The sequence below is a fragment of the Citrobacter sp. FP75 genome (assembly GCF_018342065.1).
GTDB lineage: Bacteria > Pseudomonadota > Gammaproteobacteria > Enterobacterales > Enterobacteriaceae > Citrobacter.
Genome location: NZ_JAFDOE010000003.1, coordinates 593,982 through 616,244, shown reverse-complemented (window position 1 = coordinate 616,244; position 22,263 = coordinate 593,982). Strand labels below are relative to the sequence as shown.

Here is a 22,263-nt window from a genome sequence, read left to right as displayed (position 1 = left end):
GCTGATTACCTCGCTCATTTTTGGTATTCTTAGGAAAGCGCTAAATTGATCCCGGACATAACTGAACAATGAATGACGGTAAGCAGCACCCTACGTTTCTCTTCCACGATTACGAAACCTTTGGTACCCATCCGGCGCTGGACAGACCCGCGCAATTTGCAGCCATTCGCACGGATAACGAGTTCAACATTATTGGTGACCCGGAGGTCTTTTATTGTAAGCCTGCGGACGACTATCTTCCGCATCCTGAAGCGGTTCTCATCACCGGTATTACGCCGCAGGAAGCGCGTGAAAAAGGAGAGAACGAAGCGACGTTTGCTGCCCGCATTCACTCACTGTTTACCGTGCCCAAAACCTGTATTGTGGGCTATAACAACGTACGCTTCGACGACGAAGTGACGCGCAATATCCTGTACCGCAATTTTTACGATCCCTACGCCTGGAGCTGGCAGCACGATAATTCACGTTGGGATTTACTGGATGTTATGCGCGCCTGTTATGCCCTGCGCCCGGAAGGCATTAACTGGCCAGAAAACGACGACGGGTTACCCAGTTTTCGTCTTGAGCATTTGACCAAAGCCAACGGCATTGAACACGCTAACGCCCACGATGCTATGGCCGATGTGTACGCCACCATTGCGATGGCGCAACTGGTCAAGTCACGTCAGCCTCGCCTGTTTGACTATCTCTATAGCCATAGAAACAAACATAAACTGGCCGCCCTGATCGACGTCCCACAAATGAAACCCCTTGTGCATGTCTCCGGCATGTTCGGCGCATGGCGCGGCAATACCAGTTGGGTTGCTCCGCTCGCCTGGCACCCGGACAATCGCAATGCGGTCATCATGGTTGATTTAGCCGGTGATATCTCCCCTCTACTTGAGCTGGACAGCGACACTCTGCGTGAACGTCTTTACACGGCTAAAGCCGACCTGGGCGATAACGTAGCGATACCGGTGAAACTGGTGCACATCAACAAATGTCCGGTCCTGGCGCAGGCCAACACGCTACGCCCGGAAGATGCCGACCGGCTGGGGATTAACCGCCAGCATTGTCTGGATAATCTTAAAATCCTGCGCGAAAACCCACAGGTTCGCGATAAAGTGGTGGCCATATTTGCTGAAGCGGAACCTTTTGCGCCATCAGACAACGTTGATGCTCAGTTGTATGACGGTTTTTTCAGCGATGCTGACCGCGCCGCAATGAAAATCGTTCTGGAAACCGACCCACGTAATTTACCAGCACTGGATATCACCTTTGTCGATAAGCGTATTGAAAAGCTGCTGTTTAATTACCGTGCGCGTAACTTCCCCGGATCGCTGGATGAGACCGAACAGCAGCGCTGGCTGGACCATCGCCGTCAGGTGTTCACTGCAGAATTTTTACAAAGCTATGCCAATGAATTGCAGATGCTGAGTCAGCAGTATGCGGATAACAAAGAGAAGCTGGCGTTACTGAAATCACTCTGGCAATACGCAGAAGAGATTGTGTAACGCACAGGCATAAAAAAACCGGAGACACTCTACACGTCTCCGGTTTTTTGTGCTTAATACTTTTTACTGCGCGATATCTTCGTACTGCGGTACTGGGTTGCGGAAGCTTTTGGTCACGCAAGCCAGGTAAACCAGACCAATACCCGCCCAGATCAGACCCAGAACCATCGAGCTTTCTTCCAGGTTAACCCACAGCGCGCCAACGGTCAGTGCGCCGCACACTGGCATTACCAGGTAGTTGAAGTGGTCTTTCAGCGTCTTGTTGCGTTTTTCGCGGATCCAGAACTGCGAAATCACAGACAGGTTCACGAAGGTAAACGCCACCAGCGCACCGAAGTTGATCAGCGCAGTCGCCGTCACCAGGTCAAATTTGATTGCCAGCAGCGCAATCGCGCCAACCAGCAGCACGTTCCATGCCGGAGTACGCCATTTCGGGTGAATATAGCCGAAGAAACGGCTTGGGAATACGCCATCACGCCCCATCACGTACATCAGACGAGAAACGCCCGCATGTGCCGCCATACCGGATGCCAGTACGGTAACACTGGAGAATACCAGCACGCCCCACTGGAAGGTTTTACCCGCTACGTACAGCATGATTTCAGGCTGTGACGCGTCCGGATCTTTAAAGCGCGAGATATCCGGGAAATACAGCTGCAGGAAGTAGGAAGCACCGATAAAGATCAGGCCGCCAATCAGCGCGGTCAGGAAGATAGCCTTCGGGATCACGCGTTCTGCATCTTTGGTCTCTTCCGACAGAGAAGAGATACCGTCAAAACCAAGGAACGAGAAGCACAGGATAGTCGCACCGGTGATCATCGGCACCACGTGCGCGCCTTCAGACCAGAACGGACGAGTGCTGGTCAGCGTACCCGCGCCTTCGCCGTGCATAATGCCGTAAATAATCAGGCCAACAATTACCGCCACAATACCCATCTGCAAAATAACGATCAGGGTATTGAAGTTCGCTACGGCCTTAATGCTGCGCAGATTAGAGATGGTCATAAAGCCCACCAGCGCGACAACAAAGATCCACGACGGAACCGACGGCACCAGCGCTTCAAAGTAGATTTTGGCCAACAGGATGTTGATCATCGGCATGAACAGATAGTCCAACAGCGATGACCAGCCCACCATAAAGCCTACGGTCGGGCTAATGGATTTCTGAGCATAGGTGTACGCCGAGCCAGCAGACGGGAAACGGCGAACCAGTTTACCGTAGCTCAACGCAGTAAAGAGAATTGCAACCAATGCAAAAGCATAAGCCGTCGCGACGTGACCATCGGTCAAGCCCGAAACGATACCAAATGTATCGAACAGCGTCATCGGCTGCATATAGGCAAGGCCCATCATAACAACCGGAACCAACGTAAGCGTTTTACGTAATTCCACGCGAGAGGTGTTTGGAGTAACGTTATGCGACATGGTCATTCCCCTTTACGGTGAACGCCGTCGCGTAAGCAAAAAATTGCCCCATTTTTACGGATTCCTCAGCGACAACAACTGTCGGTTTTTAGTAAGTATCTATCCGGTACGAAGCCCGGCCTCTTTTATGAATGATTGGTTTGATGCAAAAAAATAACCGACGCGTATTAAAACGTCGGTTAATGTCATTTTTTGCAAGCGGCGTATTTTGCACTAAATTGAAGAGAAATAACAAGAGATTGAGACGGCCAAAAATAAATATTTTTTCCTAACTGTCTGATTTATCGACACCCGATTTTACATAGACACCCGCGATAGCACTATTTGCTAAAATCTGATCTCGCCACCAGACGCTGGCTAATCCGGACGTCTGTTCATTCCAGCCAATCCACACCGGCTCAAACATGATTTGTGCGGCCACTTTCTTCTCGATAAGGGCACCGCTGTCCAGAAAACGCTGCGCCAGATAGCGCGGTAAATATCCACATCCAAGGCCAGTAATTTGCAGCTCCAGTTTGGTTTTAAAATCAAAAACGGTAATCGCATCCTGATCGTCAAGCAACTGAGAACCAGACAAACTCGCCTGGTGCGTGCTGTCACCCACCACAATGGCGCGAAACCGTTTAATCGTAAGGCGTTGCAACGGCTCGTCTTCCTGCGCCAGCGGATGATGCGGAGCAATCACAAAGACCTGCTCTAGGTCACCTAAACGCGCAAAACCAAAGTTGCTCGCCGAAGGCGGTTCGTGCATCGCCCCAACGATAATATCGGCTCGCCCCTGGGTGAGCGCCTCCCAGGAGCCGCCCAGTACGCCATTAATAAACTTAAGCCGCGTGACGCTGTGGTGTTGGTAGAAGGATTCGATAAGTGGGGCAAGCAGTGAAAAGGGAAAGGTGTCATCCACGCCAATAACAAGCTGATTTTCCCAGCCCTCATGCAATTTGATGGCCTGCTTTTCGAGTTCGCGGACGGTATGCAGTACCTCCCGCCCCTTTTCCAGCAGCATCTGACCGGTGCGGGTGAACTTCGCCCGATGCCCACTGCGATCCAGCAATTGAATATTCAGATCGCTTTCCAGCTTATGAACGGTATAGCTTAGCGCTGACGGCGTCTTAAACAATTTTGCCGACGCCGCCGCGAAACTTCCCTCTTTCTCTAGTGCATCGAGGATAATCAGAACGTCCAGCAGTGGTTTCATACTCGCCCCCTGGCGGCATATGACGGCACGCTGCTGGTCTGTCACTCCATCGGCATCACCAGCGGGTCGGGATACTGGTACTCAAACCCAAGTTCATTGCAAATTCGATTGCCGTCAATGACTTTACCTTTACCGTTATCCACACCGTCCCGGAATTCCGGCGGCTCCATCCCCAACAAACGAGCCATCTGAGGGTAGAACACATTACGCGCCGGATGCATAGGCGCACATATATTATAGATGTGTCCCCCTTTCGGTGCCTGCAACAGTAGAGAGATAGCAGAAACCACATCATCCAGATGCACCAGATTGACGCCATGTTGCCCATCCGGTGCCGTTTTACCGGCGAAAAAACGACCAGGATGTCTTCCCGGCCCAACCAGGCCGGCCAGGCGCACAATATCCACCGACGTCCCCGGCAGGTTGTGCAGCCAGTCCTCAAGCTCTTTCAGCACGCGACCGCTTGCCGTAACCGGATTGCGCGGCGAGCTCTCCTTCACGGTTCCCTGCACATCACCATAGACTGACGTCGAGCTGGTAAAAATAATCCGTGGGATACGATATGCCAGCGCACTGTCAACCAGCTCCTGCATCGCCTGCAGATAAAAATCTTCACCCGGTCCGCTTCGGCGGGCGGGCAACGTGATGACCAGTGCATCGGCATCCATCAGCGCATCGAGATCGTCTGACTCACACACCAGTTCAGGTTCAAGGCGCAGCGAGTAGCTTTCGATACCGCTCATGCGGGCCGCTTCCACCCCATCCAGCGTGGTTTTGCTGCCGGTGACCTGCCAGCCTCGCGCCGCAAGCGACATGGCTAACGGCATGCCTAACCAACCTAATCCGACAATTGCGACCTTTTTCATGCCTTCTCTCCTGACTTTTGGCCTATTACCCAAGGCTACGCCAGCCCACGGTGACTGACAATTCATAGTATCAATATGAAATGAATTAATGATCAAAAAAAGCCCTTGCTTTCGGTGACTAAAGTGGTTTAGGTTAAAAGACATCAAATGAATAAACATTCATCGAGAAAATTTATGACACGCGCTCAATTTAAACACCATCATCACCATCATCCTGACTAGTCTTTCAGGCGATGTGTGCTGGGAGACATTTAAATCTTCCAGTGGTGCATGAGCGTATGAGAAAGCCCCCGGAAGAATTCTTCCGGGGGCTTTTTTTTGGTGCGTAACCCAGACCGATTCAGACAGGATAACGAGGACAAGAGAATGTTAGATAACACCCGTTTACGCATAGCTATGCAGAAATCAGGCCGTTTAAGCGATGATTCACGCGAATTACTGGCTCGCTGTGGCATTAAAATTAATCTTCACACCCAGCGCCTGATTGCGATGGCAGAGAATATGCCGATTGATATTCTCCGCGTGCGTGATGACGATATTCCGGGTCTGGTGATGGACGGCGTGGTTGACCTCGGCATCATTGGTGAAAACGTTCTGGAAGAAGAACTGCTCAACCGTCGGGCGCAGGGCGAAGATCCGCGTTACTTTACGCTACGTCGTCTGGACTTCGGCGGCTGTCGCCTCTCGTTAGCCACCCCGGCAGACGAAGCCTGGGAAGGCCCGGCCTCGCTGAACGGTAAACGTGTCGCCACCTCTTATCCGCACCTGCTTAAACGTTATCTCGATCAGAAAGGCGTCACGTTTAAATCCTGCCTGTTAAACGGCTCGGTAGAAGTTGCACCGCGTGCGGGCCTGGCCGATGCGATTTGCGATCTGGTCTCAACCGGCGCCACGCTGGAAGCCAACGGCCTGCGTGAAGTGGAGGTCATTTACCGCTCCAAAGCCTGTCTGATTCAGCGCGACGGCGAGATGGCCGAAGCCAAGCAGCAGTTGATTGATAAACTGCTGACCCGTATTCAGGGCGTTATCCAGGCTCGCGAATCCAAGTACATCATGATGCACGCCCCAACCGAACGTCTGGATGAAGTCATCGCCCTGCTGCCAGGCGCAGAGCGTCCAACCATTCTGCCGCTGGCAGGCGATCAGCAGCGCGTTGCGATGCACATGGTCAGCAGCGAAACCCTGTTCTGGGAAACCATGGAAAAACTGAAAGCGCTCGGTGCCAGTTCGATTCTGGTGCTGCCGATTGAGAAGATGATGGAGTGATAGCCATGAGCTTTAACACAATCATTGACTGGAATAACTGTAACCCCGAGCAGCAACGCGAATTACTGATGCGCCCGGCGATCTCTGCTTCGGACAGCATTACCCGTACCGTCAGCGACATTCTGGATAACGTCAAGTCACGTGGCGATGCGGCGCTGCGTGAATACAGTGCAACGTTTGATAAAACCACTGTCAATGCGCTGAAAGTCAGCGCCGAAGATATTGCCGCCGCCAGTGCGCGTCTGGGCGATGACCTCAAACAAGCGATGGCGGTCGCGGTGAAAAACATTGAAACTTTTCACAATGCGCAAAAACTGCCCGCGGTAGATATTGAAACGCAGCCCGGCGTACGCTGCCAGCAGGTGACGCGTCCGGTAAGCTCTGTTGGTCTGTATATTCCGGGGGGCTCTGCACCGCTTTTCTCTACGGTATTAATGCTCGCCACCCCAGCCCGTATTGCCGGTTGTCAGCGCGTGGTACTATGCTCGCCACCGCCCATCGCTGACGAAATTCTGTATGCCGCGCAGCTGTGCGGCGTACAGGAAGTGTTTAACGTCGGTGGCGCCCAGGCGATTGCAGCCCTGGCATTTGGTAGCGAATCCGTCCCGAAGGTGGACAAAATTTTCGGCCCCGGTAATACCTGGGTGACCGAGGCCAAGCGCCAGGTGAGCCAGCGTCTGGACGGCGCGGCAATTGATATGCCAGCCGGTCCTTCCGAAGTGCTGGTGATTGCCGACAGTGGCGCAACCCCGGATTTCGTCGCCTCCGACTTGCTCTCGCAGGCCGAACACGGCCCGGATTCTCAGGTGATCCTGCTGACGCCGGATGCCGGTATGGCCCGCCGCGTTGCTGACGCAGTTGAACGCCAGCTTGCCGAACTGCCGCGCGCGGAAACAGCGCGTCAGGCGTTGAGCGCCAGTCGCCTGATTGTGACCCGGGATCTGGCGCAATGCATCGCGATTTCTAATCAGTACGGTCCGGAGCATCTGATTATTCAGACTCGTAACGCCCGCGCACTGGTCGATGACATCACCAGCGCCGGTTCAGTGTTTCTCGGTGACTGGTCACCGGAATCCGCCGGTGATTATGCGTCAGGAACTAACCACGTGCTGCCAACCTACGGCTACACGGCGACTTGTTCAAGCCTTGGGCTGGCTGATTTCCAGAAACGGATGACCGTTCAGGAATTATCACCGCAAGGTTTCTCAGCCCTGGCCGCAACTATCGAAACGCTGGCCGCCGCCGAACGACTGACCGCCCACAAAAATGCCGTCACCCTGCGTGTTAACGCCCTCAAGGAGCAAGCATGAGTACTGACAACATTCTTAGCGTTACCGATTTAGCACGTAAAAATGTCCGCGAACTGACGCCCTATCAGTCTGCCCGTCGTCTGGGCGGTAATGGCGATGTCTGGCTGAACGCTAACGAGTTTCCGACTGCCGTTGAGTTTCAGCTCAGCCAGCAGACGCTCAACCGCTACCCGGAATGTCAGCCGAAAGCGGTGATTGAGAATTACGCGCAGTACGCGGGGGTTAAACCGGAGCAGGTGCTGGTCAGCCGTGGAGCGGATGAAGGTATTGAGCTGCTGGTTCGCGCGTTTTGTGAACCAGGCAAAGATTCCATTCTCTATTGTCCACCGACCTACGGCATGTACAGCGTCAGCGCTGAGACCATCGGCGTTGAGTGCCGTACCGTGCCCACGCTTGCTGACTGGCAGCTCGACTTACAGGGCATTGCCGACAAGCTTGATGGCGTGAAGGTGGTTTACGTTTGTAGCCCTAACAATCCGACCGGTCAGTTGATTAACCCGCAGGACCTGCGCTCGCTGCTTGAAATGACCCAGGGTAAAGCCATCGTCGTCGCCGATGAAGCTTACATTGAGTTCTGCCCGCAGGCGACACTGGCCGGGTGGCTGGCTGAATATCCAAATCTGGTAGTTCTGCGCACCCTTTCCAAGGCGTTTGCCCTGGCAGGCCTGCGCTGCGGGTTTACGCTGGCCAATGAAGAAATTATCAACCTGCTGTTGAAAGTGATTGCGCCCTACCCGCTTTCTACACCGGTAGCAGACATTGCCGCACAAGCACTGACACCACAAGGCATTGCCGCCATGCGTGAACGCGTGGCGCAGATCCTGCAAGAGCGTCAGTATCTGGTGGATGCGCTGAAAACTATCCCCTGCGTAGAGCAGATTTTCACCTCTGAAACTAACTATATTCTTGCCCGCTTTACCGCCTCCAGTTCTGTGTTTAAATCTTTGTGGGATCAGGGCATTATCTTACGAGACCAGAATAAACAACCTTCATTAAGCGGCTGCCTGCGTATCACCGTCGGAACCCGTGAAGAGAGCCAGCGCGTCATTGACGCCTTACGTGCGGAGCAAGTATGAGCCAGAAGTATCTTTTTATTGACCGTGATGGAACCCTGATTTCAGAACCGCCAAGTGACTTTCAGGTTGATCGCTTTGACAAGCTGGCCTTTGAGCCGGAGGTTGTCCCCGCTCTTCTCAAATTGCAAAAAGCCGGTTTTAAGCTGGTGATGATTACCAATCAGGACGGGCTGGGAACGCAAAGCTTCCCGCAGGCTGACTTTGACGGTCCGCATAATCTGATGATGCAGATTTTCACCTCGCAGGGCGTGGTGTTTGATGAGGTGTTAATCTGCCCGCATCTGCCAGCGGATGAATGCGACTGCCGTAAACCAAAGGTGAAACTGGTCGAACAGTACCTGGTTGAGCAGGCGCTGGATGCTGCGAATAGCTACGTGATTGGCGACCGCGCAACCGACATTCAACTAGCTGAAAACATGGGAATTAACGGGTTACGTTACCACCGTGACACCCTGAACTGGTCGATGATTGGTGAACAGCTGACTAAGCGTGACCGGTACGCCCACGTTGAGCGCAATACTAAAGAAACCCAGATTGACGTCAAAGTCTGGCTGGACCGCGAAGGTCGCAGCAAAATAAATACCGGCGTCGGTTTCTTTGACCACATGCTGGATCAAATCTCGACCCACGGCGGTTTTTGCATGGAAATTACCGTCAAGGGCGACCTGTATATCGACGATCACCACACGGTGGAAGATACCGGCCTGGCGCTGGGCGAAGCCTTAAAACTGGCCCTGGGCGACAAGCGTGGCATCAGCCGCTTCGGTTTTGTGCTGCCGATGGACGAATGCCTGGCCCGCTGCGCGCTGGATATCTCCGGGCGCCCGCACCTGGAATACCGGGCTGAGTTTACCTATCAGCGCGTCGGCGATCTGAGCACCGAGATGATCGAGCACTTCTTCCGTTCGCTCTCTTACACCATGGGCGTGACGCTGCACCTGAAAACCAAGGGCAAGAACGATCACCACCGTGTGGAAAGCCTGTTCAAAGCCTTTGGCCGCACGCTGCGCCAGGCTATTCGCGTTGAAGGCGATACCCTTCCCTCCTCAAAAGGAGTGCTGTGATGAACGTGGTGATCCTCGACACCGGCTGCGCCAACCTCAACTCGGTGAAATCCGCCGTGGCACGTCATGGTTATGACCCGATAGTCAGCCGCGACGCCGACGTGGTACTGCGCGCCGATAAGCTCTTTCTGCCCGGCGTTGGTACTGCGCAGGCCGCAATGGATCAACTCCGGGAGCGTGACCTGATTGAGCTGATAAAAGCTTGTACACAGCCGGTACTTGGGATTTGTTTGGGCATGCAACTGCTCGGCCGCCGTAGTGAAGAAAGCCACGGCGTTGACCTGTTAGATATTATTGAGCAGGACGTGCCTAAAATGACCGACTTCGGCCTGCCGCTGCCGCATATGGGCTGGAACCGGGTGTATCCACAGGCAGGAAATCGTCTGTTCCGTGGAATTGACGATGGCGCGTATTTCTATTTTGTACACAGCTACGCTATGCCTGTGAACCCGTGGACCATCGCCCAGTGTCATTACGGCGAACCGTTCACCGCGGCGGTACAAAAGGACAATTTCTTCGGCGTCCAGTTTCACCCTGAGCGTTCCGGTGCCGCTGGGGCACAGTTGCTGAAAAACTTTCTGGAGATGTGATGATTATTCCAGCATTAGATTTAATCGACGGCACGGTTGTGCGTCTCCACCAGGGCGATTACGCCACGCAGCGTGATTACGGCAATGACCCCCTGCCGCGTTTGCAGGATTACGCCGCCCAGGGTGCTCAGGTTCTGCACCTGGTGGATTTAACCGGCGCAAAAGATCCGCTCAAGCGACAGATCCCTTTGATTCAAACGCTGGTCGCTGGCGTCAACGTGCCGGTACAGGTTGGCGGTGGTGTGCGTACGGAAGAAGACGTTGCGGCCCTGCTGGCGGCCGGCGTGGCTCGTGTGGTTGTCGGCTCGACGGCGGTGAAATCACCAGAAGTCGTTAAAAGTTGGTTTGAACGTTTTGGCGCGGATGCTCTGGTACTGGCACTGGATGTGCGTATTGACGATCAAGGCAATAAGCAAGTGGCGGTCAGCGGCTGGCAGGAAGACTCCGGCGTTTCGCTGGAAGAGCTGGTTGAAACCTATTTACCCGTTGGTCTGAAGCATGTGCTGTGCACCGATATCTCCCGCGACGGCACGCTGGCAGGCTCGAACGTGTCGCTTTATGAAGAAGTGTGTGCCCGATACCCGCAGGTAGCCTTTCAGTCATCCGGCGGTATTGGTGACATCGACGACGTTGCCGCCCTGCGCGGAACCGGCGTGCGCGGCGTGATCGTCGGCCGTGCGCTGCTTGAAGGAAAATTCACCGTTGAGGAGGCCATCCAATGCTGGCAAAACGCATAATTCCTTGTCTGGACGTTCGCGATGGTCAGGTAGTAAAAGGCGTCCAGTTCCGCAATCACGAGGTAATCGGTGACATCGTCCCGCTGGCAAAACGTTATGCCGACGAAGGCGCAGATGAACTGGTGTTCTACGATATTACCGCTTCCAGCGATGGTCGCGTGGTGGATAAGAGCTGGGTATCACGCGTGGCGGAAGTGATCGACATTCCGTTCTGTGTGGCGGGCGGGATTAAGTCGGTGGAAGACGCTGCCAAAATACTGACCTTCGGAGCCGATAAAATTTCGGTTAACTCCCCGGCGCTGGCTGACCCGACGCTGATCACCCGGCTTGCTGACCGCTTTGGTGTGCAGTGCATCGTGGTGGGTATCGATACCTGGCATGACGCTGAGACCGGGAAGTATCACGTTAATCAGTACACTGGCGATGAAAGCCGTACCCGTGTCACCCAGTGGGAAACGCTCGACTGGGTACAGGAGGTGCAGAAACTCGGCGCGGGGGAAATCGTCCTTAATATGATGAACCAGGACGGCGTGCGCAACGGCTACGACCTGGAACAGTTGAGAAAAGTGCGTGACGTTTGCCACGTCCCGCTGATCGCCTCCGGCGGCGCAGGAACGATGGAACACTTCCTCGACGCCTTCCGGGATGCCGACGTTGACGGCGCACTTGCCGCCTCCGTCTTTCACAAGCAAATTATCAATATTGGTGAATTAAAAACGTACCTGGCAACGCAGGGCGTGGAGATCAGGATATGTTAACGAAGCAACAATGCCGTGAACTGGACTGGGAAAAAACCGACGGACTGATACCAGTCGTGGTCCAGCATGCAGTCTCCGGCGAAGTATTGATGCTGGGCTATATGAACCCGGAAGCGCTGGATAAAACCCTTGATAGCGGCAAAGTGACCTTTTACTCGCGCACCAAACAACGCCTGTGGACCAAGGGTGAAACCTCCGGCAACGTCCTCAATGTGGTCAGCATTACACCCGATTGCGATAACGACACCCTGCTGGTGCTGGTGAACCCGATTGGGCCAACCTGCCACAAAGGGACCAGCAGCTGTTTTGGCGAGGCTAGCCATCAGTGGCTGTTTCTGTATCAACTGGAGCAACTGCTGGCTGAACGCAAAACCGCTGACCCGGCAAGCTCTTACACGGCGAAACTCTATGCCAGCGGCACCAAACGCATCGCACAGAAAGTGGGCGAAGAAGGCGTAGAAACCGCACTGGCAGCGACCGTAAACGACCGTTTCGAGTTGACAAATGAAGCCTCTGATCTGATGTATCATCTGCTGGTGCTGCTGCAAGACCAGGACCTCGACCTGACGACGGTGATTGAGAATTTACGCCAGCGTCATCAGTGATCTTCAGGCGTAAAAAAACCGGGCGATGCCCGGTTTTTGCTTTTCAGCTCAGTAGATTACTACGCTTTCGCTTTGTAACCACGTAACGCATTGCGTCCCAGTACCACGCCCGCGCCAATCATCCCACCAAGCAGCACCGCCAGCACCAGGATGATCGTTTTTTTCGGACTGTCTCGACGAACCGGTAAAGTCGGTTTCAGCACGTAGCGGTAGGTATGCAATTCAGTACCTTCAAGCTTAAGCGCCTTAATATCCAGCAGATTTCGTTTAGTCTGATAGTAATTATCTGAGAAAATCAACGGGCGAGTCGCTTCGTGCTCAATCATGGATTTCAGGGCATCGCTACCCAACAGGAACATGCTATCCTGTGTAACATCCTGAGTTTGCTGAATTTGCGGCTTAGTGACGCCCGCCTGCTGCGCATAACGCAGCGCTTCCTGGATTTGCTTGATTCGCAAATCTTTTTGTTCCTGAGCGACCACTTCCTGAGTCTTTAGAGAATCTTCAAGAGTACTGGTTTGCAGCTTGATGTTATCAGCCAGGTCAAGCTCCAGCTCTTTGGCAACTTTTTCGTCTGTTTGTTGAATGTATTCAGCCAGCTGACGCTGAGCTTCTTCTGGAGAACCTGCCACATAAGAGACCGCTAACGGCAATGATTGCCCTTTTACAGACTGCTCAATCGATAGTTTTTCTGGTTCTTCCTGATTATCCAGCGTTTCCGCCAATGCAGAGAATGACGTACTAAAACGGCCAATCACGTTTGCCTGTAACTCAGTAACCTTAGGGGCACTGACACCATACAACACATTGAGTGCGTTGTTATACGTGGCAATCTGTCCAACATCCGGTTGAGTAATAATCGCTGTAGAGGTCCATTTCTCCTTAGCAACGACCAGATAGCCCACAGCCAGCACAATGGCAACAACAATTGCGGTAACGATGGTTACTTTTCCACGCCACAACTGCATCACTAAATCAATTAAATCAATCTGTTCCGGATCGTTACTACGCCCGGATATGTTGTTATCACCGACAGACATAAACACCCTAAATGAGGAAAGACTTAACGCCAATAGTTTAGTCATAAATATAGTTAATGCCATAGGACTATTGATAAAAATGACAGATTATTTAACTGATATTGATTGGTATTTTAATCACTACTGGAAAAGTGACGTGGGTAATCATCGTTGTCAACAGCAAAAACCAGACAACGGCTATCTTTCTGTTTGTGCAATCAATTCACACCATGAATTAAAAAGGCATAACCAGTAAAATAGGACAAGCTAATCAAGATTACAATTAGCTTTTTTGCCGTCTGGCGGTATGATTCTCTCTTTTGTGGTGCCCGTTGGTACCTGGCGATAATTAAGCCTGACAGAGGAACACAAATGAAATACCTGATTACGGGTGCCGCCGGTTTTATCGGCTTCCATGTTAGCCAACGCCTGCTGGAAGCTGGTCATCAGGTGGTCGGTATTGATAATCTCAATGATTACTACGATGTCAGCCTTAAGCAGGCGCGGCTGGATTTACTGGTACAGCCTGGTTTTCATTTTCACAAAGTTGATCTAGCTGACCGGGAAAGCATGGCGGCACTCTTCTCAAACGAGCGTTTTGATCGCGTGATCCATCTCGCCGCACAAGCGGGCGTCCGCTACTCAATCGAAAATCCCCACGCCTATGCAGACTCCAACCTGACCGGCTTCCTGAACGTGCTGGAAGGGTGCCGGCATAATCACGTAAAACACCTGCTCTATGCCTCCTCCAGTTCAGTGTATGGCCTGAACCGCAAAATGCCGTTTTCAACGGATGATTCCGTCGATCATCCGGTCTCCTTATACGCGGCAACTAAAAAAGCGAATGAGTTGATGGCGCATACCTATTCACATTTGTATGGGTTGCCGACAACAGGACTGCGTTTCTTCACCGTTTACGGCCCATGGGGTCGCCCGGATATGGCGCTGTTTAAGTTCACTAAAGCGATGCTGGAAGGGAAAACTATTGATGTCTATAACTTCGGTAAAATGAAGCGTGACTTTACCTATATTGATGATATTGCCGAGGCGATTATTCGCCTGCAGAATGTCATTCCGCAGACTGACGCAAAGTGGACTGTTGAAACTGGCACCCCGGCTACCAGCATTGCCCCCTATCGCGTGTATAATATTGGCAATAGCGCCCCCGTCGAGCTGATGGATTACATCAAAGCCCTGGAAGAAGCGTTAGGCATTGAAGCCACTAAAAATATGCTGCCGCTGCAACCCGGTGATGTGCTGGAAACCAGTGCGGACACTAAAGCACTGTATGACGTGATTGGTTTTAAACCCGAAACCACCGTTAAAGACGGTGTGAAAAACTTCGTTGACTGGTACCGCGACTTCTACGCGGTATAAAGCAATTCGATTCTGAGTTTTAAAAGAGGCCTTGCGAAAGGGCCTCTTTTAGTATCGAAAAGAATTAGTCATTACCAAACAGATCGCGAGTATACACCTTATCGGCGACATCACTCAGTTCCGGCGTCATACGGTTGGAAATGATAATGTCCGCTTCATTTTTAAAGGCATCTAAATCACGTACAACCCGCGAGTGAAAGAATTCATCCTCTTTCATTACCGGTTCATAAATAATCACCGGCACACCTTTGGCTTTAATCCGCTTCATGATCCCCTGAATGGACGATGCGCGGAAGTTATCTGAACCACTTTTCATGATTAAGCGATAAACGCCCACAACCTTCGGTTTGCGCGCAAGGATGGAGTCAGCAATAAAATCTTTACGCGTACGGTTGGCATCCACAATGGCTGAGATGAGATTATTAGGGACCGACTGATAGTTCGCCAGCAGTTGTTTGGTGTCTTTCGGCAGGCAATACCCGCCATAACCAAATGACGGATTGTTATAGTGATTGCCAATTCGCGGATCCAGACATACACCTTCGATGATTTGGCGGGTGTCAAGACCTAAGCTTTCCGCATAGCTATCAAGTTCGTTAAAATACGCCACGCGCATGGCGAGGTAAGTATTGGCAAAAAGTTTAATCGCTTCGGCTTCAGTAGAATCGGTAAATAACGTGGGGATGTTTTGCTTAATTGCCCCTTCCTGCAACAAGGCCGCAAATCGCTCTGCGCGCGCAGAACGCTCACCAATCACAATTCGTGAAGGATGAAGATTGTCATAAAGTGCCTTCCCTTCGCGCAAAAACTCCGGTGAGAAAATAATATTATCCGTGCCCAAACGCTCTTTAATAGACTGGGTAAAACCAACCGGGATGGTTGATTTTATAATCATCACCGCCTGTGGATTCACCTCCAGTACGTCACTGATGACTGACTCCACGCTGGAGGTATTGAAATAGTTGGTTTTAGGATCGTAATCAGTTGGCGTTGCAATAATGACGTAATCCGCATTGCGGTATGCATCTTGCTTGTCGGTGGTTGCGCGGAAGTTGAGATCTTTTGTGGCCAGATACTCTTCAATTTCATTATCAGCAATCGGTGACTGTTTCTGATTCAGCATGTCTACTTTGGATTGCACGATATCCAGTGCAACCACTTCGTGGTGCTGGGCAATCAGAATGCCGTTCGACAGACCTACGTAACCTGTACCTGAAATCGTTATTTTCATTAGCTCTAACTTCTTCCGGTTAAACATTTAAAGGGTGAACAAATCACCATCGTTAGACCCAACGTTGTCGTATCGGATCAGCGTAAGCGCATTATATCGCGATTTAGGGGGGCTACGCCTATCAGACCTGACCGAATGCCGTTTTTTGCCCAAAAAAAAGCCCGGAGGAGCGCTCCGGGCCTGGATTTACAGTTAGGCTAAATCAGATTAATCCAGCCATTCGGTGTGGAACACACCTTCTTTATCAGTGCGTTTATAAGTATGCGCCCCGAAGTAGTCACGCTGTGCCTGGATCAGGTTAGCAGGCAGTACTTCTGCACGATAGCTGTCGTAGTAGGCAACCGCAGCGGAGAAGGTCGGAACAGGAATGCCGTTCTGCACGGCATACGCGACAACATCACGCAGCGCCTGCTGATACTCATCGGCAATATTTTTGAAGTACGGATCCAGCAGCAGGTTGGCGATACCAGCATTTTTAGCGTACGCATCGGTTATTTTCTGCAGGAACTGTGCACGAATGATACAACCAGCACGGAAGATTTTGGCAATCTCACCATAGTTCAAATCCCAGTTGTGTTCGTCAGACGCTGCACGCAGTTGGGAGAAGCCCTGAGCGTAGGAGACAATTTTACCCAGGTACAGTGCACGACGCACTTTCTCGATAAATTCGGCTTTGTCGTCTGCAAGCTTGGCCTTAGGACCTGTCAGGACTTTAGAAGCCGCAACGCGCTGCTCTTTCAGGGAAGAGATATAACGCGCGAATACGGACTCCGTGATCAGAGACAACGGCTCACCGAGATCCAGAGAGCTCTGGCTGGTCCACTTTCCGGTGCCTTTATTCGCCGCTTCATCCAGAATCACATCAACAAGGTATTTACCCTCTTCATCTTTTTTGGTGAAGATGTCTTTGGTGATGTCGATTAAGTAGCTGCTCAGCTCGCCTTCGTTCCACTCGGTGAAAGTGCTTGCCAGCTCGTCGTTAGACAGGTTCAAACCGCCTTTCAGCAGAGAGTACGCTTCTGCAATCAGCTGCATGTCGCCATATTCGATGCCGTTGTGAACCATCTTCACATAGTGGCCCGCACCGTCAGCGCCAATATAGGTCACACACGGTTCGCCATCTTCAGCAATCGCAGCGATTTTAGTTAAAATCGGCGCAACCAGTTCGTACGCTTCTTTCTGGCCACCAGGCATGATAGAAGGCCCTTTCAGTGCGCCCTCTTCACCACCGGAAACACCGGTACCGATGAAGTTAAAGCCTTCCGCGGACAACTCGCGGTTGCGACGAATGGTGTCCTGGAAGAAAGTGTTACCGCCATCAATAATGATGTCGCCTTTATCCAGATACGGTTTCAGGGAATCAATAGCAGCGTCTGTACCTGCACCTGCTTTCACCATTAACAGGATACGACGTGGGGTTTCCAGAGACTCAACGAACTCTTTCACCGTGTAATAAGGCACCAGCTTTTTACCCGGGTTCTCGGCAACAACTTCCTCAGTTTTTTCACGAGAGCGGTTGAAGATGGAGACGGTATAACCACGGCTTTCGATGTTGAGCGCCAGGTTGCGCCCCATCACTGCCATACCGACGACGCCGATCTGTTGCTTGGACATTACATACTCCTGTCAGGTGTGGTCACCGCGCGACTTATGCGCGGCTTGGATATATCGTTGATGTTAACCTAGTATTGCTTCGCTTGATAGTATAGTCATTTAAGATCACAAACTGACATTGCTAACAGCAATTTTCGCCCATTTACCTATGGATACTTATTTTATAGCTGAGACCCGAATATATTTAGCTCTTAGTCCTTGACATACTGTAAAGCATTGAGAGCAAAGTTTTAGGAAGCAAGCGAGGGACCGAGCGCATCAAAAAAACACCTACCCCGGGAAAAAAAGATTGCAGTCCAAGGTTCTTCTTTAGCAGAAAAATTTTCCACTCACTTTTAATATATTTAATTCCCTTTCGCCTACCGACCATCCCATTACCAACCCGAGCTTTAACAAGTGAACTATTAATATTTCCTACTTTATATCCTTTAGCAATAACTCGAAGCCAAAGGTTATAATCCTCCATTAAAAAATGATGTTTATAACCACCAAGTGATAAAATTTCATTTTTCCTAAAAACCACAGTCATATGATTGAACGGGTTTTTCACCTTACATATCTCTCGAATTTCAGAATGAGATGATGGAACACTGCGGACAGATTTAACTATGTTTTCACATGTTTCAAACTCATCAATGCCAGCTCCCAGCAAGACAAGTTCTTCATCACTAAAGAAAAGGGGGATTTGTTTTTGAAAACGCTCTGGCAAACAAATATCGTCTGAATCCATTCGAGCCACAATGTTAAAAGAGCAATGTTCAAGTCCTTTATTAAGAGCTTTACCCAATCCAACATTAACAGGAAGTCTCACAATGTTTATATTCAAAACCTTAATCCATTTTGAAACAACATCTTCTAACTCAGCATTAAGTGGGCCATCAAAAACACAAATAACCTCCGCAGGCAACAATATTTGATTTGCAATACTTGCAAAGCATGAGTCAAGATAATCTGGTTTTTCTTTATCGTATAAAGACATCAATACACTAAATGATTGCGGACTATCATTCATTAATATTTACCTGTGCGGATAAGAACCTAAAAATCATATAATACAAAGCATAGCAAGAAAAAACAAAGTATATGTAATCCCCAAACACATATATGCAGACAAGTCCCATAACAAGTAAAGTGAAGTAATATATATAACGTCCACTTTTCCTATTTACTAGAAAAAAATCTTTAAAAAAATTCAGCTTAAATCTACTTTCAGCACATCTTTCAAGTGTATTTATAAGTGGGAACAATAAAATCATTACAAAACCGATATAAATATTATCGCACCCCGTAAATAGTAATACTGGTGAACAATACCTCAGCGTTACCAACACGAAATGCAATGGTAGATTTAATCTACTCCTGACGGAGTTATACAACATGTAAGCTGGAATTATTGCCCAAGCAGCAAGCAAGAATAGCAATACCCCATCATAGAAAGACAGACAAAATGTTATCACTGCTGCAACAAAAAAACGGAAGTTATAAATATTCCTCTTGTTATTTTCATAAAATTGTATTTGAGAGTTGCTAAGCCTCATCGTAGGTGATGATTCTTTTTTTATTGTCTCTGCATCATTATATATATATCCAATCTCATATAAATTGTAGACTAATACAACGCCCAAAAATGATTTCAACAAAAAAATATAATTAAAGATCGAGGAAACAAAAAAGAAACACAATAAAACAGGAATTAAATAGATTATAACCCATGAACAAAATCTTGGAATTGTTCGAAATCTGGTTTGTATCGAATACCAGAATGGAATATAAAAAATACTATATTCTTTCACAATCATTCACTCTTAATCAGGTTAATAAGCTTATCATAATTGATAAGCTCAATATCATTATCAATGAATACCTTTCTATTTTTTAAATTCGGAACGCCAAAACCATACTTACAAGATTTTAGCACTTTAACATCTTGAATGTTATCGCTTATAAAACAGTAAGTATCGCTGGCTTTCTCAACATTATTAAAAACCTTATCCTTTTCAAAGAGAAGGTCAAGCATGATACGTCCCTGACAGCATCCATCCTTATACAAAAGTTTGCTACTGAAATAATCAGTTGAATAACAAGATGCTACTACTTCAACAATGAAATCTAAAGAGGCAGAAATAATCGTTACTGGAATGTGTTTGCTTTTAGCACAATGTATGATTTCAACAAGTTCCTTATTCTCCACAAAAACATTATTATCTAGCATCCATTTCACATGTTCTCTAAGAGAATCTATGTTGTATCCATTTAAATAACGAATGGCGATTCTTCTGTTTAGATCAATTTTAGCTGAGAGCAATAATTTGAATAGAACTCTCATTATTAATGACGTGCTAATCTTTCTATAAAACCAATAACGATTATTATAATGTCGACTAAAAAAGGAATCCAAGAACATGAACGTCGTGTTTCCTTTAATTAAAGTATCACACAAATCAACGTATACATGTTTAAACATTACTTCCTCCAATCGAAAAAAAGCCTAGCTAGACCGATATACAAATATTTAGATTTAATACTTAATATAACCTTAGGAAGCAACCTTAATGCATCTTTCTTGGAAGTTGAGCCAAAATTAGAGAAATGTTCGAGATAGATAAAACGAAGCGCTTTTTGATAAAAATCCTTATCATTATATTCATCCAATATTTTTATTTTCTCAAGCATCATCATTTTGTACCGGGTATGAGTGTTATTATTATGAACTCGGTACATGGTCAAAAGATATGGTATGGTAATGAACTTGTAGCCCATATTGAGAAGTTTGAAATAAATCCAAATATCTTCAATTCTTATGTCTTTCGGAAAAATTATTGAGTTATCCCTAAAGATATCAGCTCTATATAGTTGAGTTGGAGAGTACAGACATATCCTATTTGTTAGTAAGTCGTCAAAAGTCCACCATTTAAAATCCACAACTGGCAGCAAACCTCGCTTATTGATCGAACCATCTCCGTTAATTCTCATCATATTACCAAAACAAGCAACAGCCTCAGGCTCATGTTTTAACGCATTAACCTGCAATTCGATTCTATTCGACATCATAATATCATCGCTAGCGAAAAAACTGACAAATTCTCCACTAGAATGTTTTAATCCTTCATTGATGCCACCAGTAATACCAATATTTTCTTCAAGATGAATAATTTTTATGTTATCTTTACTATTATATTTTCTCAGAATCAAAGGCGTGGAGTCTGATGAATTGTTATCGACGATAATAAGCTCAATATTCTTATAAGTTTGACACAATACACTTTCAATGGCATCTTCTATAAATTGATCATGATTATATGATATTATAATGATAGAAACCCTGTCACTTTGGTACAGCATGTTTTTTCCCCCTATCGATAAATGACAATAATATATAAATGATGAATACAAGTATTAATTGTGTATTAAAAAGCATTGCATTGAAACTACTGAGTACTGTTGTTATAGATACAATGTAAAAGCTATAAAAACTCATTGTTAATAACGTTTTTTCTCTTGTTCTAAAATATATGCATAGCAAGCTATTTACAATACCACCATATGTACTTCCAAAAATAACGCCCATAAAACCGAAATTTGAGAAAGTCTCATGAGCAAAAAAGCCATTCACATTCCAGCCACCATTTTCAACCATGCCTGGCAAATATTGGTACATAAATAACTCTGACGCTCTGGGCGCAGGGATAATATTTAGTATTTTGTTAAAAACGGTATCCATGCTGGATAAACCCAGCGCGCTGTGGGTAGAAAAGTAGTCTGCAGCATAAAAAACAGCGGCTTCCTGAGCTATAAATAATCTCTCAGTAAGAATATTAAGAATATATTCCAGATCATCAAATTGGAAAAGAATGATATACATTGTCAATATAAAAGAAAAAATCAATAACAATGAAAACACATAAACTTTCTTGCTAACTTCCCTGACCGAAGAATACGACACTAAAAGCCCCAAAAAATAGAAGACAAGAGGCGCCTTCTCACCATTTATTGTCAACGTCAGCATCGAGATGATAGCAATAAAAATAAAAAGAGGAAGGTGTTTTTTGAATTTTAGATATGAGATAAAACAGTAATAAGATAAAATTACAGGTAAGATACCTGCTAACGTTTTAAAATAACCAATTCCCGAGTAATCTTTTGTTACCTCTAATCGGCGCACAGCAACCTGATCTGCTGAAGCTCCTTGAAAAACAATAAGTAATGGCGCAGGATAAATAGACACAATATAATATATAACTAGTACAATTGATAAAACACACAGTGCTAGTAATACCGTATTACTGCTCATGATTATTGGGCGTGAGTAATGAAGTTCCCATTTTACTTTTTCAAATCTATAACGCGTATATAAAGAATAAAAAACCTCAATAATAAAAGCAGATACAAAAAATATTAAAAAAGAAAGGGTAGTGATTAATATGCCCAGACTTTTCGCTTCAACATTATTTGCAATTGGTTCGATAAAGAATGAATCATCCATAGCACCGGAATATATAATAAACGAACCAACAACACAGAATATCAACATAGACCAATAAAGCACACAATAATAATTGAGTTGTTTGAATCTAAATACACCCAGATAGTATCCAGGAATAAAACTCAACATTATTATAAGAAGGTTTAGAGTA

The 22,263-nt window shown here is 48.1% G+C and carries 21 protein-coding genes, 1 pseudogene and 1 other annotated feature; of the genes and pseudogenes, 11 read left to right on the top strand and 11 right to left on the bottom strand.

The window, feature by feature from the left end; translation table 11 throughout:
- The first annotated feature begins 68 nt into the window (after window positions 1-68).
- Entirely contained in the window at window positions 69-1,493 is a 1,425-nt protein-coding gene (sbcB, locus tag JQ822_RS14145; RefSeq protein ID WP_213133993.1) for an exodeoxyribonuclease I, read from the top strand.
- A 63-nt stretch (window positions 1,494-1,556) separates the two neighbouring features.
- Here the strand turns inward: sbcB and JQ822_RS14140 are convergent, their stop codons facing one another.
- The 4 genes and pseudogenes from JQ822_RS14140 to JQ822_RS14125 all read right to left on the bottom strand — a co-directional run bounded on the left by JQ822_RS14140 (window position 1,557) and on the right by JQ822_RS14125 (window position 4,982).
- Window positions 1,557-2,918: an APC family permease gene (locus JQ822_RS14140; RefSeq protein ID WP_181596590.1), complete on the bottom strand. Its 1,362-nt coding sequence runs from the start codon at window positions 2,916-2,918 to the stop codon at window positions 1,557-1,559.
- A complete protein-coding gene (gene yoeI, locus JQ822_RS14135) occupies window positions 2,908-2,970 on the bottom strand; it encodes a membrane protein YoeI (RefSeq protein ID WP_135324857.1) in 63 nt (20 codons plus the stop codon). The genes JQ822_RS14140 and yoeI overlap by 11 nt, the downstream gene beginning before the upstream one ends.
- A gap of 161 nt (window positions 2,971-3,131) precedes the next feature.
- Window positions 3,132-4,116 (bottom strand): annotated as a pseudogene (locus tag JQ822_RS14130) (LysR family transcriptional regulator).
- A 41-nt stretch (window positions 4,117-4,157) separates the two neighbouring features.
- Window positions 4,158-4,982, bottom strand: a complete 825-nt coding sequence (locus JQ822_RS14125) for an SDR family oxidoreductase (RefSeq protein ID WP_213133991.1) — start codon at window positions 4,980-4,982, stop codon at window positions 4,158-4,160.
- Window positions 4,983-5,156: 174 nt separating this feature from the next.
- On the opposite strand from JQ822_RS14125, the gene hisL reads away from it, so the two are divergent.
- The 9 genes from hisL (at window position 5,157) to hisIE (ending at window position 12,388) form a co-directional block, all read left to right on the top strand.
- The gene (gene hisL / locus JQ822_RS14120) at window positions 5,157-5,204 is read left to right on the top strand and encodes a his operon leader peptide (protein WP_100250077.1); all 48 of its coding nucleotides are present in this window, start codon (window positions 5,157-5,159) and stop codon (window positions 5,202-5,204) included.
- Window positions 5,180-5,302, top strand: a sequence feature (His leader region). (Overlaps the previous gene by 25 nt.)
- 46 nt (window positions 5,303-5,348) lie before the next feature.
- Window positions 5,349-6,248, top strand: a complete 900-nt coding sequence (hisG, locus tag JQ822_RS14115) for an ATP phosphoribosyltransferase (RefSeq protein WP_213133990.1) — start codon at window positions 5,349-5,351, stop codon at window positions 6,246-6,248.
- Window positions 6,249-6,253: 5 nt separating this feature from the next.
- Window positions 6,254-7,558, top strand: coding sequence for a histidinol dehydrogenase (gene hisD / locus JQ822_RS14110; protein ID WP_213133989.1), 1,305 nt, complete (start codon window positions 6,254-6,256; stop codon window positions 7,556-7,558).
- On the top strand, window positions 7,555-8,634 hold the full coding sequence (gene hisC / locus JQ822_RS14105) for a histidinol-phosphate transaminase (RefSeq protein WP_213133988.1): 1,080 nt from the start codon (window positions 7,555-7,557) through the stop codon (window positions 8,632-8,634). Before hisD ends, hisC begins: the two co-directional genes overlap by 4 nt.
- Entirely contained in the window at window positions 8,631-9,698 is a 1,068-nt protein-coding gene (hisB, locus tag JQ822_RS14100; RefSeq protein WP_213133987.1) for a bifunctional histidinol-phosphatase/imidazoleglycerol-phosphate dehydratase HisB, read from the top strand. Before hisC ends, hisB begins: the two co-directional genes overlap by 4 nt.
- Window positions 9,698-10,288, top strand: coding sequence for an imidazole glycerol phosphate synthase subunit HisH (gene hisH / locus JQ822_RS14095; protein WP_213133986.1), 591 nt, complete (start codon window positions 9,698-9,700; stop codon window positions 10,286-10,288). Before hisB ends, hisH begins: the two co-directional genes overlap by 1 nt.
- Complete coding sequence (gene hisA / locus JQ822_RS14090) at window positions 10,288-11,025, top strand: 1-(5-phosphoribosyl)-5-[(5-phosphoribosylamino)methylideneamino]imidazole-4-carboxamide isomerase (protein ID WP_213133985.1); 738 nt, start codon at window positions 10,288-10,290, stop codon at window positions 11,023-11,025. The genes hisH and hisA overlap by 1 nt, the downstream gene beginning before the upstream one ends.
- Entirely contained in the window at window positions 11,007-11,783 is a 777-nt protein-coding gene (gene hisF, locus JQ822_RS14085) for an imidazole glycerol phosphate synthase subunit HisF (protein WP_213133984.1), read from the top strand. Before hisA ends, hisF begins: the two co-directional genes overlap by 19 nt.
- Window positions 11,777-12,388 (top strand): bifunctional phosphoribosyl-AMP cyclohydrolase/phosphoribosyl-ATP diphosphatase HisIE, encoded by a 612-nt coding sequence (gene hisIE / locus JQ822_RS14080; RefSeq protein WP_213133983.1) that lies wholly within the window; start codon window positions 11,777-11,779, stop codon window positions 12,386-12,388. Before hisF ends, hisIE begins: the two co-directional genes overlap by 7 nt.
- Window positions 12,389-12,447: 59 nt before the next feature.
- Here the strand turns inward: hisIE and wzzB are convergent, their stop codons facing one another.
- Complete coding sequence (gene wzzB, locus JQ822_RS14075) at window positions 12,448-13,428, bottom strand: LPS O-antigen chain length determinant protein WzzB (protein ID WP_213133982.1); 981 nt, start codon at window positions 13,426-13,428, stop codon at window positions 12,448-12,450.
- A gap of 351 nt (window positions 13,429-13,779) precedes the next feature.
- On the opposite strand from wzzB, the gene JQ822_RS14070 reads away from it, so the two are divergent.
- The gene (locus JQ822_RS14070; RefSeq protein WP_213133981.1) at window positions 13,780-14,784 is read left to right on the top strand and encodes an NAD-dependent epimerase; all 1,005 of its coding nucleotides are present in this window, start codon (window positions 13,780-13,782) and stop codon (window positions 14,782-14,784) included.
- Between the two features lie 64 nt (window positions 14,785-14,848).
- On the opposite strand, the gene ugd is transcribed toward JQ822_RS14070, so the two are convergent.
- From ugd to JQ822_RS14040, 6 genes are all read right to left on the bottom strand, one after another.
- Window positions 14,849-16,015: a UDP-glucose 6-dehydrogenase gene (ugd, locus tag JQ822_RS14065; protein ID WP_213133980.1), complete on the bottom strand. Its 1,167-nt coding sequence runs from the start codon at window positions 16,013-16,015 to the stop codon at window positions 14,849-14,851.
- Between the two features lie 207 nt (window positions 16,016-16,222).
- On the bottom strand, window positions 16,223-17,629 hold the full coding sequence (gndA, locus tag JQ822_RS14060; protein ID WP_213133979.1) for an NADP-dependent phosphogluconate dehydrogenase: 1,407 nt from the start codon (window positions 17,627-17,629) through the stop codon (window positions 16,223-16,225).
- Between the two features lie 184 nt (window positions 17,630-17,813).
- On the bottom strand, window positions 17,814-18,641 hold the full coding sequence (locus JQ822_RS14055; RefSeq protein WP_213133978.1) for a glycosyltransferase: 828 nt from the start codon (window positions 18,639-18,641) through the stop codon (window positions 17,814-17,816).
- A gap of 783 nt (window positions 18,642-19,424) precedes the next feature.
- On the bottom strand, window positions 19,425-20,093 hold the full coding sequence (locus JQ822_RS14050) for a haloacid dehalogenase-like hydrolase (RefSeq protein ID WP_213133977.1): 669 nt from the start codon (window positions 20,091-20,093) through the stop codon (window positions 19,425-19,427).
- Window positions 20,093-20,971: a glycosyltransferase family 2 protein gene (locus JQ822_RS14045; RefSeq protein WP_213133976.1), complete on the bottom strand. Its 879-nt coding sequence runs from the start codon at window positions 20,969-20,971 to the stop codon at window positions 20,093-20,095. The genes JQ822_RS14050 and JQ822_RS14045 overlap by 1 nt, the downstream gene beginning before the upstream one ends.
- Complete coding sequence (locus JQ822_RS14040) at window positions 20,955-22,112, bottom strand: O-antigen polymerase (RefSeq protein ID WP_274608456.1); 1,158 nt, start codon at window positions 22,110-22,112, stop codon at window positions 20,955-20,957. Before JQ822_RS14040 ends, JQ822_RS14045 begins: the two co-directional genes overlap by 17 nt.
- Window positions 22,113-22,263 lie beyond the last annotated feature (151 nt).